A 15,612-nucleotide genomic window follows, 5' to 3' on the forward strand; every position below is an offset into this window, starting at 1 on the left:
CGGTTTTTTCTTGTTTGCTGTTTTTCATAGTTATAGAAAGGGTGGCAAAATTTATGGATAGAATACGCTCTTGTTTACTGAGCCTCTCACGGAGGCAAAAGCGGGTTCTACAAGTTGTCACAGATATCGTGCTAGTTTGGCTCGCTTTGTGGTTAGCGTTTGTCGTTCGCCTTGGCCTCGACGATATGATTAACCCTGTCACAACACATGTATGGTTATTTGTTTTCGCACCCTTGGTTGCGATTCCGCTGTTTATTCGCTTCGGTATGTACCGTGCGGTCATGCGCTATTTTGGCAATGATGCTCTGATTGCAATCATTAAAGCGGTCAGCTTGTCTGCGCTGATTTTGGCAGTAGTGGTGTACTGGTACAGCAATCACGACAATGTTGTGCCGCGCTCTATCATCTTCAACTACTGGTGGTTAAGCCTGATTATGCTGGGCGGTTTACGTCTGGCCATGCGTCAATACTTCTTAGGTGACTGGTTTGCCGCTGCGCAACACGTCCCTTTCACCAGTCGTGACGATGGGCTGCCTCGGGTCGCTATTTACGGTGCCGGTGCTGCCGGAAACCAGTTGGTTGCTGCATTAAGGATGGGGCGTCTCATGCGTCCAGTGGCTTTCATTGATGATGATGAAAGTATTTCTGACCGCATTATTTCTGGGCTACAGGTTTTCAGCCCTGACAAAATTCAGCGGATGATTGATCGGACTGGCGCTCAGGAATTACTGCTGGCTATTCCGTCGTCACCCCGCGCACGGCGACGCGAAATATTGGGTTTATTAGAAGGTTTTCCACTGCATGTTCGAAGTGTTCCCGGTTTCATGGATTTGGCCAGTGGCCGGGTTAAGGTTGACGATATTCAGGAGGTAGATATTGCTGACTTGCTAGGGCGTGATGCTGTACCCGCTCAAGCAGAGTTGTTGGAGCACTGCATCAAAGGGCAATGTGTTCTGGTCACCGGAGCGGGGGGATCAATAGGTTCTGAGTTATGCCGCCAGATTCTGGCGCAGGGCCCGACAACCCTATTACTGTTCGAGCACAGTGAGTTCAATCTTTACAATATTCTTTCTGAGCTTGAACAGCAGGTCACTCGCGAGTCACTGTCAGTAAAGGTTTTACCTATATTAGGATCTGTAAGAAACTCGCAGCAACTGCTCGACTTAATGAAAACCTGGCACGTTGATACGGTTTACCACGCAGCTGCATACAAGCATGTGCCAATGGTCGAACACAATATTGCTGAAGGTGTTTTGAATAACGTCATAGGCACCCTCAACACGGCTCAAGCTGCACTCCAGGCGGGTGTTGCGAACTTTGTTTTGATCTCCACTGACAAGGCTGTGCGTCCGACTAATGTGATGGGCAGCACCAAGCGTCTTGCTGAGATGACGCTTCAGGCGCTAAGTCGTGAGGTGGCGCCAGTTTTATTTCGCGATAAGTCAAACGTGGTAAGGGTTAATAAAACGCGTTTTACCATGGTTCGTTTCGGCAATGTTTTGGGGTCTTCTGGCTCGGTAATACCGCTGTTCCACAAACAGATTCAAGCGGGTGGCCCTTTGACCGTCACGCATCCAAAGATCACTCGTTACTTCATGACGATTCCTGAAGCTGCGCAGTTAGTGATTCAAGCCGGCTCCATGGGGCAGGGCGGGGATGTATTTGTTCTAGACATGGGTGAGCCCGTTCGTATTGTCGAATTGGCCGAGAAAATGATTCACCTGTCTGGCTTTAGTGTCCGTTCCGAAAAAAATCTACATGGCGACATTGAGATTGAATTCTCGGGGCTTCGCCCTGGAGAAAAACTTTACGAAGAGTTACTGATTGGCGATAACGTGGTTGCGACACAACACCCAATGATCATGAGTGCTAATGAAGACCTGTTGTCTTGGGATGAGTTGAAGCAAAAGCTAACACAGCTGCTGGATGCCGTTGATCAGGACGACTATTCCCGAGTCCGTCAGTTGTTGCGTGAAACGGTGAGTGGATATGCTCCGGAAGGCGAGATTGTTGACTGGATTTATCTGCAGCACCGTGCAGAACCTCAGTAGTTACACACTCTGCAACCGACACATTTTTGACACCCTCTAACCATCGCCTACGTTTGGAATACAGCTCAGGAAAGCTGTTTCCACTTAACGATGTATTGGAGTGTCACCTATGCGTATTGCCTTAATTCGTTCTATGTTTTTGGCGTTGATGGTTGGTATTTCCGGTGTGGCTCATGCTACGCCCGTGGCGACTGGGAGCGAGCCTGTCGTAGCTGCTGCGGCTTCACCCGATGTACAAGTGATGACGATCAATCTTAATACGGCAGATGAGGCGACACTTCAGCGTGAGTTGTCTGGTGTGGGTGCCGCCAAGGCAAAGGCAATTGTCGCTTATCGTGAAGCTAACGGTGCTTTTGCATCGACCGATGAACTGTTGGAAGTAAAAGGTATCGGCAAAGCTATCTTCGATAAGAATAGGGATCGGGTTGCGGTCAACTAAGTAGAGCTTGACGTTGAAAGGGCCAGTCTTTGACTGGCCTTTTTAGTGTGTGCGGTTGGCGTTATTCGATTGATTGCTTGAGCGTAGTACGTGTCACCTCAAGAATTTTTTCTCTCAATGCATCGCTCTCAGCACTGCGGGCAAGCACCAATGCTCCCACCAAGCTTGCAAATATCATGATGCTCTGCTCATGTGCGTCAGGCCCTTGTAACGAGTTTTCGATCTGCTTGAGCCTTGCGCTGATCACTGCGTCAGTAGTCGGGCTAGCAAGCCCTTGCTGCGCCATTTCTGCGGACATGGTTGGCAGTGGGCATCCCTCGTGCGGTGAGGTTACGTGCCACTGCGAAAGGTAGGTATCAATAAAGGTGTGCAACGGCTGTGGCTGGCAGAAAATCTCGTCACATAGCCCATCAACCTCTGTAGCCGCCTGTTTCAGGGCTTTTTCTACCAGTTCGTTTTTAGAGCAGAAGTGTGCATAAAAACCACCGTGAGTCAGGCCCAATGATTTCATCAAAGGCTGAAGGCCGGTTGCTCCAATGCCATCTCGTCGAAACAGGGCGGAGGCTTCTTTGATAATGCGCTGGTGAGTCAGGGCTTTATGATCATGTGAGTAGCGCATATCTACTGCCTCTTAATAGCATGAACGCATCATAGCCCTGAGCTTTCAGTTTTTGCACAGATGCTTCACGCATTAAGAGAGGCGTTTGCCCCCAGAGCTCATTTTGAATGGGCTCTGAGGACTCTTCCCGCGTCCTACAGGTCCTTTGATTCTTTCGCGTCCATTTCAGCATTGCGTTCAGCGACGCGTTTACGCTGTTCATCGGTCAATTCAACTTTATCGGCAGTGTCCCGTAGAGTCATAAGGCCGCCAACGATGGCTCCGATGACGACGATGAGTATTAGCCAGCCATACCAGGGCATTTTTATCTCCTTGAAGGGCAAGTCACCGAGCAAAAAATTCGCAGGGCGTGTTGCTGTCTATCCTATAGAGTGCGTGAGTGGTCAGTGAATTCATTGTAGGTCGGTAATTTTTTCGTGCGCGCCTGTTCGCTTCTAAATGATTAAAGTCATGAAAATACGATCATCGGGTGCCGAGAGGCAGCGGGTTCCGCTACAATGCGCGCCGATTTCGACCAGCCCGAGAACCCGCTAATGTCCGACTGCCAGACTCCTATCATCGTCGCCCTGGATTACCCGACGCGTGACGCCGCATTGAAATTGGCTGATCAGTTGGACCCGAAACTGTGCCGCGTGAAAGTGGGCAAAGAGTTGTTTACCAGCTGCGCGGCAGAAATTGTCGGTACTTTGCGTGACAAAGGTTTTGAGGTGTTTCTGGATCTCAAATTCCATGACATTCCTAACACCACAGCGATGGCCGTTAAGGCGGCTGCCGAAATGGGCGTTTGGATGGTCAACGTCCACTGTTCTGGCGGCTTGCGCATGATGGCTGCGTGTCGAGAGGAGCTGGACAAGCGCACTGGACCTCAGCCTTTGCTGATTGGTGTGACGGTGTTGACCAGCATGGAGCGTGAAGATCTTGCTGCTATTGGTCTGGATATTGAGCCACAAGAGCAAGTCCTGCGCTTGGCCGCACTGGCTCAGAAGGCCGGTATGGACGGTTTAGTATGTTCAGCCCTTGAGGCGCAAGCATTGAAGGCTGCCCACCCCTCGCTGCAACTGGTGACCCCCGGCATTCGCCCTGCTGGCAGCGCTCTGGATGACCAGCGTCGTATCCTCACCCCACGCCAAGCACTGGATGCGGGCTCCGACTACTTGGTCATTGGGCGTCCAATCAGCCAAGCGGCAGATCCTGCTAAGGCATTGGCTGCTGTGGTTGCAGAAATAGCTTAAGTCTATTTCCCTATGTGCGAGGGGCGGTTTGCCTGTGATGCAAGCCGCCCCTGCCTGTCGCTGCTCGGTTAAACCTTGAGAATCAACTTACCAAAGTTCTCTCCGCTGAACAGTTTGAGCAGCGTTTCTGGGAAAGTCTCTAAGCCCTCAACTATGTGTTCTTTGCTTTTCAGTTGACCTTTGGCCAGCCATACGGCCATTTCTTGCGCGGCAGCGGTATAGCGGTCGGCATAGTCCATCACCACAAAGCCTTCCATGCGCGCGCGATTCACCAGCAGTGACAGGTAGTTGGCCGGGCCTTTAACGGCTTCCTTGTTGTTGTACTGACTGATTGCGCCACAGATGATGACGCGGGCCTTGACGTTCAAACGGCTCAACACCGCGTCGAGAATTTCTCCGCCTACGTTGTCGAAAAACACATCGACCCCCTTAGGGCATTCACGCTTAAGGCTGGCGAGAACGTCCTCATTTTTGTAGTCGATCGTTCCGTCAAAGCCCAACTCGTTAGTCAGATACGCGCATTTATCTTTCCCTCCTGCGATACCCACCACACGACAGCCCTTTAGCTTGGCAATTTGGCCTGCAATGCTGCCCACGGCACCCGCGGCGCCAGAAATAACCACCGTGTCTCCAGCCTTGGGCTGACCTACCTCAAGCAGTGCGAAGTAAGCGGTCATGCCGGTCATGCCCAGCGCCGATAAATACACGGGCAGTGGCGCTCGCTTTGGATCAACCTTGTAGAAGCCACGGGGCTGCCCGATGAAGTAATCCTGAACGCCCACCGCGCCATTAACGTAATCGCCTAGAGCAAAATCTGGATGCTTCGAGGCGACAATTTTGCCCGTACCCAACGCGCGCATGACTTCGTCCAAACCTACTGGGGCGATATAAGACTTACCTTCATTCATCCAGCCACGCATTGCAGGATCAAGCGACAGGTATTCATTTTTAACCACAATTTCCCCATCGGCAGGTTCTGCCACGGGGACTTGCTGGTAGGTGAATGTATCCCTGGTGACGGCGCCGACAGGGCGTTTGGCGAGAAGGAATTGGCGGTTAGTCTCGGCGATCATCGTAAGCACTCATCTATAAAACAAACAATGTTGATAGTCCTTATGGGCGTAGGCGGCAAGCGAATAAGGCTTCACGAATGCTTTTTCATCAATTGAGCTGATAGTGGTAGGCGGGCTTCTATCCGTTCGATAAACAAGGGAGGGCGCTGGGCATGACTAAGCTACGTACAGATTTTTCTTTTGAGGATAATAGTAATGAGCATGATCTTTTCAGGGCGAGTGGTAGTGGTGACCGGGGCTGCGGCGGGTATAGGGCGAGCCACCGCTTTGGCCTTCGCTGCTCAGGGCTTGAAAGTGGTCGTGGCCGATATGAATGTTGCGCACGGTGAAGAGACGGTCGAACACATCAAAGCCCTTGGCGGCACAGCGGTATTTGTGAGCTGTAATGTCGCGCTTGAGTCGGATGTTAAGCGTTTGATGGAGCAAACGCTGAGTACCTATGGCCGCTTGGACTATGCCTTCAATAATGCCGGTATTGAAATGGAACATGGCCGGTTGGCGGACGGTACCGAGGACGAGTTCGATGCAATCATGGGAGTGAACGTCAAAGGCGTTTGGTTGTGCATGAAGTATCAATTGCCGCTGATGCTTAGCCAAGGCGGCGGTGCGATCGTTAATACGGCTTCAGTGGCTGGCTTGGGCGCTGCGCCGAAGATGAGTATTTACTGCGCCTCAAAGCATGCAGTCATAGGTCTGACCAAGTCGGCTGCTATTGAGTACGCCAAGAAAAAAATCCGCGTGAATGCGGTTTGCCCGGGTGTTATTGATACCGATATGTTTCGCCGTGCGTATGAGGCTGATCCCAAAAAGGCCGAGTTTGCTGCGCGAATCCATCCTGTGGGTCGAGTCGGTACTGTCGAAGAAGTCGCGAGTGCGGTGCTCTATTTATGTTCCGATGGCGCGGCGTTCACCACGGGGCATGCTTTGACAATTGATGGTGGGGCATTGGCGATTTAATAGAACGTGGAATGCGCGGGTAGGCGCTGTCGAAGGCTGCAATCTTTTTATATCAAAAGGGATCGCAGCCCGCGCATGGGAAGGATCAGCGGGTTTTCCAGTTCAAAATCATCAATGTCAACACTCCAGCCACTATTCCCCAAAACGCTGAACCGACTGAGAACAAGCTCATCCCTGAGGCAGTGACCATGAATGTCACCAACGCCGCCTCCCGTTCTTTTGACTCCGTCATGGCTATGGTCAGACCGTTGATGATCGAGCCAAACAAAGCCAGTGCAGCAATCGACAGCACCAGCTCTTTAGGGAATGCGGCAAAAAGTGCAGCCAAAGTGGCGCCGAAAATACCGGCAATGCCATAGAAAATCCCGCACCACATGGCGGCTGTGTAACGCTTTTTGGGGTCTTCGTGGGCATGCGGTCCAGTGCAGATAGCTGCGCTGATGGCGGCCAAGTTAATCCCGTGTGAGCCAAAAGGCGCGAGCAGCAGCGAGGCGACACCTGTGGTGGTAATGAGTGGCGAGGCGGGCACCGTATAACCGTCAGCCCGCAGTACCGCCACGCCTGGCATATTTTGCGAAGTCATCGCGACCACAAACAATGGAATGCCGATGCTAATAGTCGCCGCCAGTGAGAATGAAGGTGTCGTCCACACTGGCACCGCCACCTCCAGGGCAAAACCACTGAAGTCTAGAAGCCCGAGTAAGCCTGAAATTAATATGCCAATGATTAAGGCGGCCAGTACTGCGTAGCGTGGCGAGAGACGTTTGATAATCAGATAAGTGAAAAACATCCCTACCACTAGGCCTGTCTGATGCTGCGCCGCAACGAAAATTTCGCTGCCGATTTTGAACAAGATACCTGCCAATAGAGCGGCTGCCAGTGAGCCCGGTATCCGTTTAACCAAGCGCTCGAAGCTGCCGGTTACGCCACAGATAATCACTAGCACGGCACAGGTGATGTAGGCACCGATTGCCTCGTGATAACTAACGCCGCCTAGACTAGTGATTAGCAGCGCTGCACCGGGGGTTGACCACGCAATAGTGATCGGCGTGCGATAGCGCAAGGATAAGCCTATGCTGCAAATAGCCATGCCAATTGACAGCGCCCAGATCCATGACGAGATTTGCCCGCTGGTCAAACCGGCTGCTTGGCCTGCTTGAAACATCAACACCAAAGAGCTGGTATAGCCGGTCATCATCGCGATGAAGCCTGCGACCACCGCAGAGGGTGAGGTGTCGGCCAGTGGGTGCAAGCGCGGCTGGGTGGCGTCGGTCATAAAACGCATTTCCTTGTTATGGGCAAAGTGCTTTGCAAACACTGTTCTTGAATAGAGTCTGAACAGAGGCCAAGCCTAAACGTAAAAGTAACATTTCATTGCAATACAGCCGTGGGCGTAAATGACCGTACAGTCGTGCATACACACAAGCTTGTGTACAATGCGGCCAGTTTTTTGCATTAATTCATTGCTTGCGACGCCCGTTCACGTATTAACGTGACGCCTAATCCGCCGCCGCTTCCCCATTCGAGTGCCCATGAACGAACAGTTGCAGCCTCTCAAGAAATCCTCCCGCACAGGCAAGGCCGGCCGCAGTGGAACCCAAGACGATATCGTCTACGCGCATATTTTCGAGGCGATCCTCGAGCAGCGTTTGGCGCCGGGTACGAAGTTGAGTGAAGAAGCACTGGGTGAAATCTTTGGGGTGAGTCGGACCATTATTCGTCGAGCACTGTCGCGCCTGGCTCATGAAGGGGTCGTGTTATTGCGCCCTAACCGTGGTGCTGTTGTGGCGAGCCCGAGTGTCGAAGAGGCGCGCCAAGTATTTCTTGCCCGACGCTTGGTAGAAAAAGCCATTACTGAGTTGGCCGTGGTCCATGCCACGGCAGATGATCTGTCTGAATTACGCAAAATGGTACAAGACGAGCGTGACAGCTTCTCGCGCGGTGATCGTGGGGCAGGTATTCGATTGTCAGGCGAGTTTCACCTCAAACTGGCAGAAGCGGCAAAAAATGCCCCTCTGATTAGCTTCCAGCGGAGTCTGGTATCGCAGACGTCGTTGATTATTGCTCAGTACGAAAGTGGCACTCGCTCCCACTGTTCCTACGACGAGCACATGCAGTTAATAGATGCCATCGAGGCTCGTGATGGGCCGCTGGCCGTGGATCTGATGATGCATCACATGGACCACATTGACAGCAAGCTTAACCTCGATGAAGAAGGCGCTTCAGACGATCTGCATGCGGTGTTCTCACACCTGCTGCAAATCAAAGGCAAGGGCCATCGCTGATCCGTAGCGGCTTGGAGCTGGCTGCGATCGTTTAAGATCAAAAGATCGCGAGCCAGCGCGCTTCTGCACGGTTTGCGCAAAGGCACATACCTTAACGTTGATGCACCAGATTGCCTGCCGCGTAAGTTTCTTCAACGGTGCGATCGTCACCCAAGGTCATCAACACAAACAACGTTTCGGCAATGTCTTTGGATTGCTGTATGCGATAGCTCATCAGCGGTGTAGCGTTGTAGTCCAGCACTACAAAGTCTGCGTCGGTGCCAGGTTTCAGGGTGCCGATCTTGTCCTCCAAGCGCAGCGCCCGTGCGCCACCCAGCGTGGCTAAATACAGCGACTTGAACGGGTTGAGCCGAATACCTTGTAACTGCATGACCTTATAGGCTTCGTTCAGCGTATTAAGCAGCGAAAAGCTGGTCCCTGCGCCTACGTCGGTGCCTAAGCCAACATTGAGTTTGTGCTTTTCTGCCATCGGCAAGTTGAACAGGCCGCTCCCCAAAAACAGGTTGGAGGTCGGGCAGAAGGCTACCGCGGAGCCCGTTTCAGCCAAGCGCGCGCATTCTTCGTCACACAAATGTACCCCGTGGGCAAATACCGAGCGTTCGCCCAATAGCTGGTAATGGTCATACACATCCAAATAACCTTTACGTTCTGGGAACAACGATTTAACCCACTCGATTTCTTGAAGGTTTTCACTGATATGGGTATGCAAATACACATCCGGGTATTCGCTTAACAGTTTGCCCGCCAGGGTTAATTGTTCTGGCGTACTGGTTGGCGCAAAACGTGGGGTCACGGCGTAATGCAAGCGGCCCTGACCATGCCAACGCTCAATCAACGCTTTGCTGTCGGCGTAGCTGGACTCTGGCGTATCAGTCAGGTAATCCGGTGCGTTGCGATCCATCATGACTTTGCCTGCGATCAGTCGCAGGTCCAGACGCTGCGCTGCCTCGAACAAAGCCTCTACCGATTGCGGGTGCACACTGCCAAAAACCAAGGCCGTTGTTGTGCCATTTCGCAGCAGTTCTTTCAGGAAAATATCTGCCACTTTATCCGCGTGTGTTGGGTCAGCAAACTTGCTTTCGCACGGAAATGTGTAGGTGTTTAGCCAGTCGAGCAACTGTTCGCCGTAGGCTCCAATCATTCCGGTTTGCGGAAAGTGGATATGGGTGTCGATGAAACCCGGCGTAATGAGTGCATCGCTGTAAAAAGTGATGTCGGTGTCAGCTGCCAATGTAGTGAGCAAATCAGTGGCATTGCCCAATGCGGTGATTTTGCCGTCTTCGACCACCAGCAAGCCATCCTCAAAATACTCGTAGGAGGCTTCGATCCCGACTTCGGCAGGGTCGGCAATGCTGTGCAAAATGGCGGCGCGATAGGCTTTACAGGTCATAACAACTCTCAGTGCGTGGCATGGCTGCGTCCTGAAGACGCCAGCAATTGTTTAAAGGTTTCAGTGCCAATCGGCTCGGCGCAGGTGGGGGGCTGGCCGAACTGGGCGTTATAGGTGGCGATGACTTCGCCGGCGATCGAGATCGCGATTTCAATCGGTAACTTGCCTTTCACTTCATTTAAGCCCATCGGACAGCGCATGCGCTGTAAGTGGCCGGCGCTGATGCCTCGTTCGTGCAGACGGTGCTCAAACTTTACGCGCTTGGTTTTAGAGCCAATCAAGCCGAAGTAGGTAAAGTCGTTGCGTTTGAGCAGGGCAGCGCTGAGTTCCAGATCCAGGGCGTGATTATGCGTCATGACGAGGCAGTAGCAACCCGCGGGCAGCGCGTCGATTTCTTCGACCGGGTCTTCAGATACGATTTTTCGTACGCCAGCCGGTATGAGTGACGGAAACTCTTGCTCCCGCGAGTCGATCCAGCGGACACGGCAGGGTAAGCTGGCAAGCAGAGGCACTAATGCGCGGGCCACATGCCCTGCGCCGAAAACGGCGATCTGCGCCTGCACTTGGCCCATGGGCTCAAACAACAGCACGGCCACGCCGCCACAGCATTGACCTAGGCTGGCGCCGAGGCTAAAGCGTTGCATGCGCGGCCCTTGAGTTTGATCCGTGAGCATTTTGCGGGCAATTTCCATGGCTTTATATTCCAGGTGCCCGCCACCAATGGTGTCGAAAATCTGATGAGCGCTGATGACCATTTTTGAGCCCGCATTACGCGGGGTCGAGCCTTGCTCTTCAATGATCGTCACCAGCACACTCGGTTCACCTTGTTGCTGCAAATCGAGCAGTGCGTTCATCCACTTATTCATGCTCACCCCCACGCAAACTTTGACGCATCTGCTCACACCCCCATAACACTCGCTCCGGCGTAGCGGGCGCATCAATATTGGGTTGCAGGCGATAGTCGGCTAGGCTCGCGACCGCATCTTTAATCGCGCACCATGCAGCGATACCGAGCATAAACGGCGGTTCACCTACGGCTTTGGAGTGAAACACCGTGTCTTCAGGGTTTTTGCGGTTTTCGACCAATTTAACGCGTAGATCCAGCGGCATATCGGCCACCGCTGGAATTTTGTAGCTGGCCGGGCCATTGGTCATCAGCTTGCCCTTGTCGTTCCACACTAACTCTTCAGTGGTTAGCCAGCCTGCGCCTTGAAGGTATCCGCCTTCAACTTGGCCAATGTCGATGGCTGGGTTTAACGAGGCGCCCACGTCATGCAGGATGTCGGTGCGGATCATTTTGTATTCGCCAGTCAGCGTGTCGACGATTACCTCGGCACAGGCGACGCCAAAGGCGTAGTAATAAAATGGCCGTCCGCGCGCTTGGCTGCGGTCGTAAAAGATTTTCGGCGTTTTGTAGTAGCCGGTACTGGACAGTGAAACCTGGCCGAAATACGCCTGTTGGATCAACGCGTCAAAGCTCAAAATCTGCTCCCCGACACGCACCAGTCCGTTATGAAAAACCACGTCTTGCTCACTGACCTGATGCTTGCTTGCGGCAAACTCAATCAGCCGCTGCTTGATGATTTGCGCCGCATTTTGCGCCGCTTTACCGTTCAGGTCGGCACCGCTGGAGGCGGCGGTCGGGGAGGTGTTGGGGACTTTTTCGGTATGGGTGGCGGTGATCTGAATACGATTGATGTCTACCGCAAAGACCTCGGCCACCACTTGCGCGACCTTGGTATTCAAGCCTTGCCCCATTTCGGTGCCGCCGTGGTTCAAGTGAATGCTGCCGTCGGTGTAGAGATGGATAAGCGCACCGGCCTGGTTCAGAAAACTTGCGGTGAATGAAATGCCGAACTTAACCGGGGTCAAGGCCAGCCCTTTCTTCAGGATTGGGCTATTGGCATTGAACGCCCTTATCGCCGCTCTTCGCTCAGCATACTGGCTGCTGGCCTCTAAGTCGGCGGTCATTTCATCGAGTAAATTGTGCTCCACCGTTTGGTAATAGTGAGTCACGTTACGGTCAGTTTTGCCGTAGTAATTGGCCTTACGCACCGCCAATGGATCCAAGTCTAAATGGCGCGCGATCCGATCCATGATCTCTTCAATAGCGACCATGCCTTGCGGGCCTCCGAAGCCGCGATAGGCCGTGTTTGAGGCAGTATTGGTCTTACAGCGATGGCCATTAACCGTGGCGTCACCCAAGTAATAGGCGTTATCGGCGTGAAACATGGCACGGTCAACAATGGATCCTGATAAATCAGGTGAATAGCCGCAGTTGCCAGCTAGATCCAATTGGATGCCTTGCAATCGACCGTTGTCATCGAAGCCGACGTCGAACTCACAGTAAAACGGGTGACGCTTGCCCGTCATCTGCATGTCTTCGACCCGCGGCAGTCGCATCTTGGTCGGTTGCCCGGTCAGATGCGCGACCACCGCGCACAAGCAAGCCGGGCTAGCAGCTTGAGTCTCCTTACCACCAAAGCCACCGCCCATGCGGCGCATGTCGACCACGACTTTGTTCATCGGCACCCCGAGTACCTCGGACACCAGTTTTTGGATCTCGGCTGGATGCTGGGTGGAACTGTAAACAATCATGCCGCCGTCCTCGGTGGGCATGACCGAAGAGATCTGGGTTTCTAGATAGAAATGCTCTTGTCCGCCGATATTCAGGTTGCCTTGCAGCCGATGAGTTGCTTGGCTGAGTGCTGCGCTGGAGTCGCCGCGTTGGTGAGTATGGCTATCGAGAACAAAATGTTTGTTGCGCAGCGCCTCAACCACGTCCAGTACCGGCTCAAGGTCTTCGTACTCGATCACTGCAGCCATAGCGGCCTTGCGCGCGGTGTCTAGGTCGCTGGCGGCTACCGCTAGCATGGGCTGCCCATAAAACTCGACGGTGTCGATGGCCAGTAAGGGGTCGCCGGGCAACAGTGGCCCGATGTCTTTGAGGCCGGGAATGTCTTCGTGGGTGATAACCAAACGTACGCCCGCAAAAGCCAGGCAGGGCGAGGTGTCGATTCGGGTGATTCGGGCATGGGCACGATCTGACAAGCGCGCATACAGGTGCAATTGATTAGGAAACTCTAACCGGTCATCTATGTACTGGGCTTCTCCAGTGACATGTTTGGCAGCACTTTCATGTTTGACGCTGTGTCCTACACCTGTTTTTAAGTCGTGTGCAAACAGCGCGCTAAGTTCGGCTTGGGACGGCTCGACTTTATGAAGGTTAGACATAATCCGTCACCCGTGTTTGAAGATCAGAGGTTTGCTGTTCGATGAAGTACTTGCGCAACAGGTTTTGTGCGCACAACAACCGATATTCCTTACTGGCGCGAAAGTCTGAGAGGGGGCTGAAATCCTGTGCCAAGGCGCTACACGCATGTTCCACGGTGGCTGTATTCCAAGGTGAGTTGTTCAGGGCTGCCTCGCAGGCGCTGGCACGCTTAGGCGTCGCGGCCATGCCGCCATAAGCAACACGGGCCTCGATGACCACCCCATTCTCAATGTGCACATTGAACGCAGCACAGACGGCGCTGATGTCGTCATCCAAGCGCTTGGATATTTTGTAAGCGCCAAACAGATGGCTAGACTTGGCGCGAGGGATGACAATTTTTTCGATAAATTCGCCTTCTGCTAGAGCCGTTACTCGATAGTCCAAGAAGTAATCTTCAAGCGCCATCGTGCGACATGCCCCGCCTTTGCGTAATACCAGTTGTGCGCCAAGGGCAATCAGCAGTGGCGGGGAGTCACCAATCGGCGAGGCGTTGGCGATGTTGCCGCCCAAGGTGCCCTGGTTGCGAATTTGTAACGAGGCGAAGCGCTGCAACAGTTCGCCGAAATCTAGGTATTCGGTCTTGAGCACCTGGTAAACGTCGGACAATGTCACCGCTGCACCGATTTCAATGCGCTCATCAAAGCGTTCAATACGCTTTAATTGCGTCACCTGCCCGAGATAAATCATGGTGGGCAGGGCGCGGTGTAGCTGAGTGACTTCTAACGCTAAATCAGTGCCGCCAGCCAGCAGGCGCGCTTGGGGATGCGCGTCATACAGGTGAGCCAAGTCGTCGATGTTGAGTGGCATTAGGCAGCGATTTTCGCCGTTATTGAGCTCATCAGCGCCGGCCGCGTTAATGGCCTTGAGCTTGGCGATAGTCGCCCCCTGTTGCGCATCAAATTGATCCGCGGGGGGCGAATCGCAGGTCTGGGCCGCGGCCGCCAAAATCGGTCTATAACCCGTGCAGCGACACAGATTACCGGCCAATGCTTCGTGGGCCTGATGTGTGTTGGCTTCTACACTGTTTTTTTGCAGTGCAAACAGTGACATCACAAACCCCGGCGTGCAAAAGCCGCACTGGGAGCCATGACAGTCGACCATTGCTTGCTGCGTGCTGTGGAGTTGACCTTGATGCTTGAGGTCTTCGACGCTGATCAATTGCTTGCCATGCAAGGCAGACACGAACGTCAGGCATGAATTTAGACTGCGATAGCGCAGACCTTCAGTGCCTTGATCGTCGGTGTACAGCTCGCCCACGACCACCGTGCAGGCGCCGCAGTCACCGCTGGCGCAGCCTTCTTTGGTGCCGGATTTGTGCAGGTGCTGGCGCAGATAGTTGAGCACCGTTAGATTCGGGTCTAGCGTGTGTTCGGTACGGACAGTTTGGTTGACTAAAAACTGGATCACGGTAGGCCTCGCACTGCATTGTTTTTTTTCGGGCGGGATTAATTGAATCTAGTCATTGCTGACTTTAGGGTCAAGAAATGTGAGTCAGTGATCCCGATGATTGATCGCTTACCGATTTATTTGCGTATTTCGTGCCAATTTCAGCGCCCTAGACACTCTGCTAGCACCGCGCAAGTGCGTTACACTCCGCCGCTTGCATTGATCGAAGATTTTGAAGGTAAAACATGACGTTCAAGGCGCCGGACAGCCTCGCCGAGCAAATCGCTCACCACCTCGCCGAACGGATCATTCGTGGCGAGCTCAAGCCAGGGGAACGCATTCAAGAACAGAAGGTAACGCTGGCACTTAATGTCAGCCGTGGCTCTGTTCGCGAAGCATTATTAATCCTCGAGCGCCGCCACTTGATCGCGATCCTCCCAAGGCGCGGCGCCCACGTCACCGAACTCACGGCGCACAAGGTGCAGAGCCTGTGTACCTTAATGAGCGAGATGTATATTTTGCTCGGCAATGCCGTTGCGCAGCGTTGGACCGTTCCGGCTGACTTAGGGCCGTTCCTGCAAATCCAGCAGCGCTTGGTCGACAGCTTTGAGCGTCAGGACATCAGCACTTTTGTTGAAGACAGCTTCAACGTGATGCGCGCCGCCTACCCATTTGCTGACAACCCGTACTTGCAGGAAACCGTCGAAAACCTACATCCGGCCATGAGCCGCGCCTATTACTTGGCTCTGGAGCAACGCAAAGCTGAGATGAGTGAGTTCTTGGCGCTGTTTGCAGAGTTGCTTGAGGCTGTTTTGGCGCGTGATTTTTCGCAAATTCGTGTAGTACTGAGCCGTTATGCTCAGCGCAGTTGTGACTTGGTGTTATCAGCCTTGACGGTTGCCTAAG

General features: G+C 53.3%; 14 protein-coding genes. 6 read left to right on the forward strand and 8 right to left on the reverse strand.

Annotated features, from left to right (window positions below):
• Window positions 1–53: 53 nt before the first annotated feature.
• Window positions 54–2,051 carry a polysaccharide biosynthesis protein gene (locus tag AQS70_RS02170; RefSeq protein WP_055101293.1) on the forward strand — a complete coding sequence of 666 codons (1,998 nt, stop codon included), beginning with the start codon at window positions 54–56 and terminating at the stop codon, window positions 2,049–2,051.
• 109 nt (window positions 2,052–2,160) lie between these two features.
• Window positions 2,161–2,490, forward strand: coding sequence for a ComEA family DNA-binding protein (locus AQS70_RS02175; RefSeq protein WP_055101294.1), 330 nt, complete (start codon window positions 2,161–2,163; stop codon window positions 2,488–2,490).
• Window positions 2,491–2,551: 61 nt separating this feature from the next.
• On the opposite strand, the gene AQS70_RS02180 is transcribed toward AQS70_RS02175, so the two are convergent.
• A complete protein-coding gene (locus AQS70_RS02180) occupies window positions 2,552–3,109 on the reverse strand; it encodes a TetR/AcrR family transcriptional regulator (RefSeq protein WP_055101295.1) in 558 nt (185 codons plus the stop codon).
• Between the two features lie 134 nt (window positions 3,110–3,243).
• Window positions 3,244–3,411, reverse strand: a complete 168-nt coding sequence (locus AQS70_RS23035) for a DUF2897 family protein (RefSeq protein ID WP_082428012.1) — start codon at window positions 3,409–3,411, stop codon at window positions 3,244–3,246.
• A gap of 231 nt (window positions 3,412–3,642) precedes the next feature.
• Here AQS70_RS23035 and pyrF point away from each other — a divergent pair, with 231 nt between their 5' ends.
• Window positions 3,643–4,341, forward strand: a complete 699-nt coding sequence (pyrF, locus tag AQS70_RS02185) for an orotidine-5'-phosphate decarboxylase (protein ID WP_162233864.1) — start codon at window positions 3,643–3,645, stop codon at window positions 4,339–4,341.
• A gap of 68 nt (window positions 4,342–4,409) precedes the next feature.
• Here pyrF and AQS70_RS02190 read toward each other — a convergent pair whose 3' ends face one another.
• Window positions 4,410–5,414: an NADP-dependent oxidoreductase gene (locus tag AQS70_RS02190; protein ID WP_055101297.1), complete on the reverse strand. Its 1,005-nt coding sequence runs from the start codon at window positions 5,412–5,414 to the stop codon at window positions 4,410–4,412.
• A gap of 195 nt (window positions 5,415–5,609) precedes the next feature.
• Between AQS70_RS02190 and AQS70_RS02195 the strand changes: the two genes are divergently transcribed.
• Window positions 5,610–6,371, forward strand: a complete 762-nt coding sequence (locus AQS70_RS02195) for an SDR family oxidoreductase (protein WP_055101298.1) — start codon at window positions 5,610–5,612, stop codon at window positions 6,369–6,371.
• An 85-nt stretch (window positions 6,372–6,456) separates the two neighbouring features.
• Here AQS70_RS02195 and AQS70_RS02200 read toward each other — a convergent pair whose 3' ends face one another.
• Entirely contained in the window at window positions 6,457–7,647 is a 1,191-nt protein-coding gene (locus AQS70_RS02200) for a benzoate/H(+) symporter BenE family transporter (protein WP_055101299.1), read from the reverse strand.
• Between the two features lie 256 nt (window positions 7,648–7,903).
• Here AQS70_RS02200 and AQS70_RS02205 point away from each other — a divergent pair, with 256 nt between their 5' ends.
• Window positions 7,904–8,656, forward strand: a complete 753-nt coding sequence (locus tag AQS70_RS02205) for a GntR family transcriptional regulator (RefSeq protein ID WP_055101300.1) — start codon at window positions 7,904–7,906, stop codon at window positions 8,654–8,656.
• A 91-nt stretch (window positions 8,657–8,747) separates the two neighbouring features.
• Here AQS70_RS02205 and guaD read toward each other — a convergent pair whose 3' ends face one another.
• From guaD to xdhA, 4 genes are read right to left on the reverse strand one after another with little or no spacing between them, the layout of a single operon-like run.
• Window positions 8,748–10,046 carry a guanine deaminase gene (gene guaD, locus AQS70_RS02210; protein ID WP_055101301.1) on the reverse strand — a complete coding sequence of 433 codons (1,299 nt, stop codon included), beginning with the start codon at window positions 10,044–10,046 and terminating at the stop codon, window positions 8,748–8,750.
• Window positions 10,047–10,054: 8 nt separating this feature from the next.
• Window positions 10,055–10,912, reverse strand: a complete 858-nt coding sequence (gene xdhC, locus AQS70_RS02215; protein ID WP_055101302.1) for a xanthine dehydrogenase accessory protein XdhC — start codon at window positions 10,910–10,912, stop codon at window positions 10,055–10,057.
• Window positions 10,905–13,280 carry a xanthine dehydrogenase molybdopterin binding subunit gene (gene xdhB, locus AQS70_RS02220; protein WP_055101303.1) on the reverse strand — a complete coding sequence of 792 codons (2,376 nt, stop codon included), beginning with the start codon at window positions 13,278–13,280 and terminating at the stop codon, window positions 10,905–10,907. Before xdhB ends, xdhC begins: the two co-directional genes overlap by 8 nt.
• Window positions 13,273–14,727, reverse strand: a complete 1,455-nt coding sequence (gene xdhA / locus AQS70_RS02225; protein ID WP_055101304.1) for a xanthine dehydrogenase small subunit — start codon at window positions 14,725–14,727, stop codon at window positions 13,273–13,275. Before xdhA ends, xdhB begins: the two co-directional genes overlap by 8 nt.
• A 224-nt stretch (window positions 14,728–14,951) precedes the next feature.
• On the opposite strand from xdhA, the gene AQS70_RS02230 reads away from it, so the two are divergent.
• The gene (locus AQS70_RS02230; RefSeq protein ID WP_055101305.1) at window positions 14,952–15,611 is read left to right on the forward strand and encodes a GntR family transcriptional regulator; all 660 of its coding nucleotides are present in this window, start codon (window positions 14,952–14,954) and stop codon (window positions 15,609–15,611) included.
• Window position 15,612 lies beyond the last annotated feature (1 nt).

The organism is Pseudomonas endophytica (assembly GCF_001411475.1).
Classification (GTDB): Bacteria; Pseudomonadota; Gammaproteobacteria; order Pseudomonadales; family Pseudomonadaceae; genus Aquipseudomonas; species Aquipseudomonas endophytica.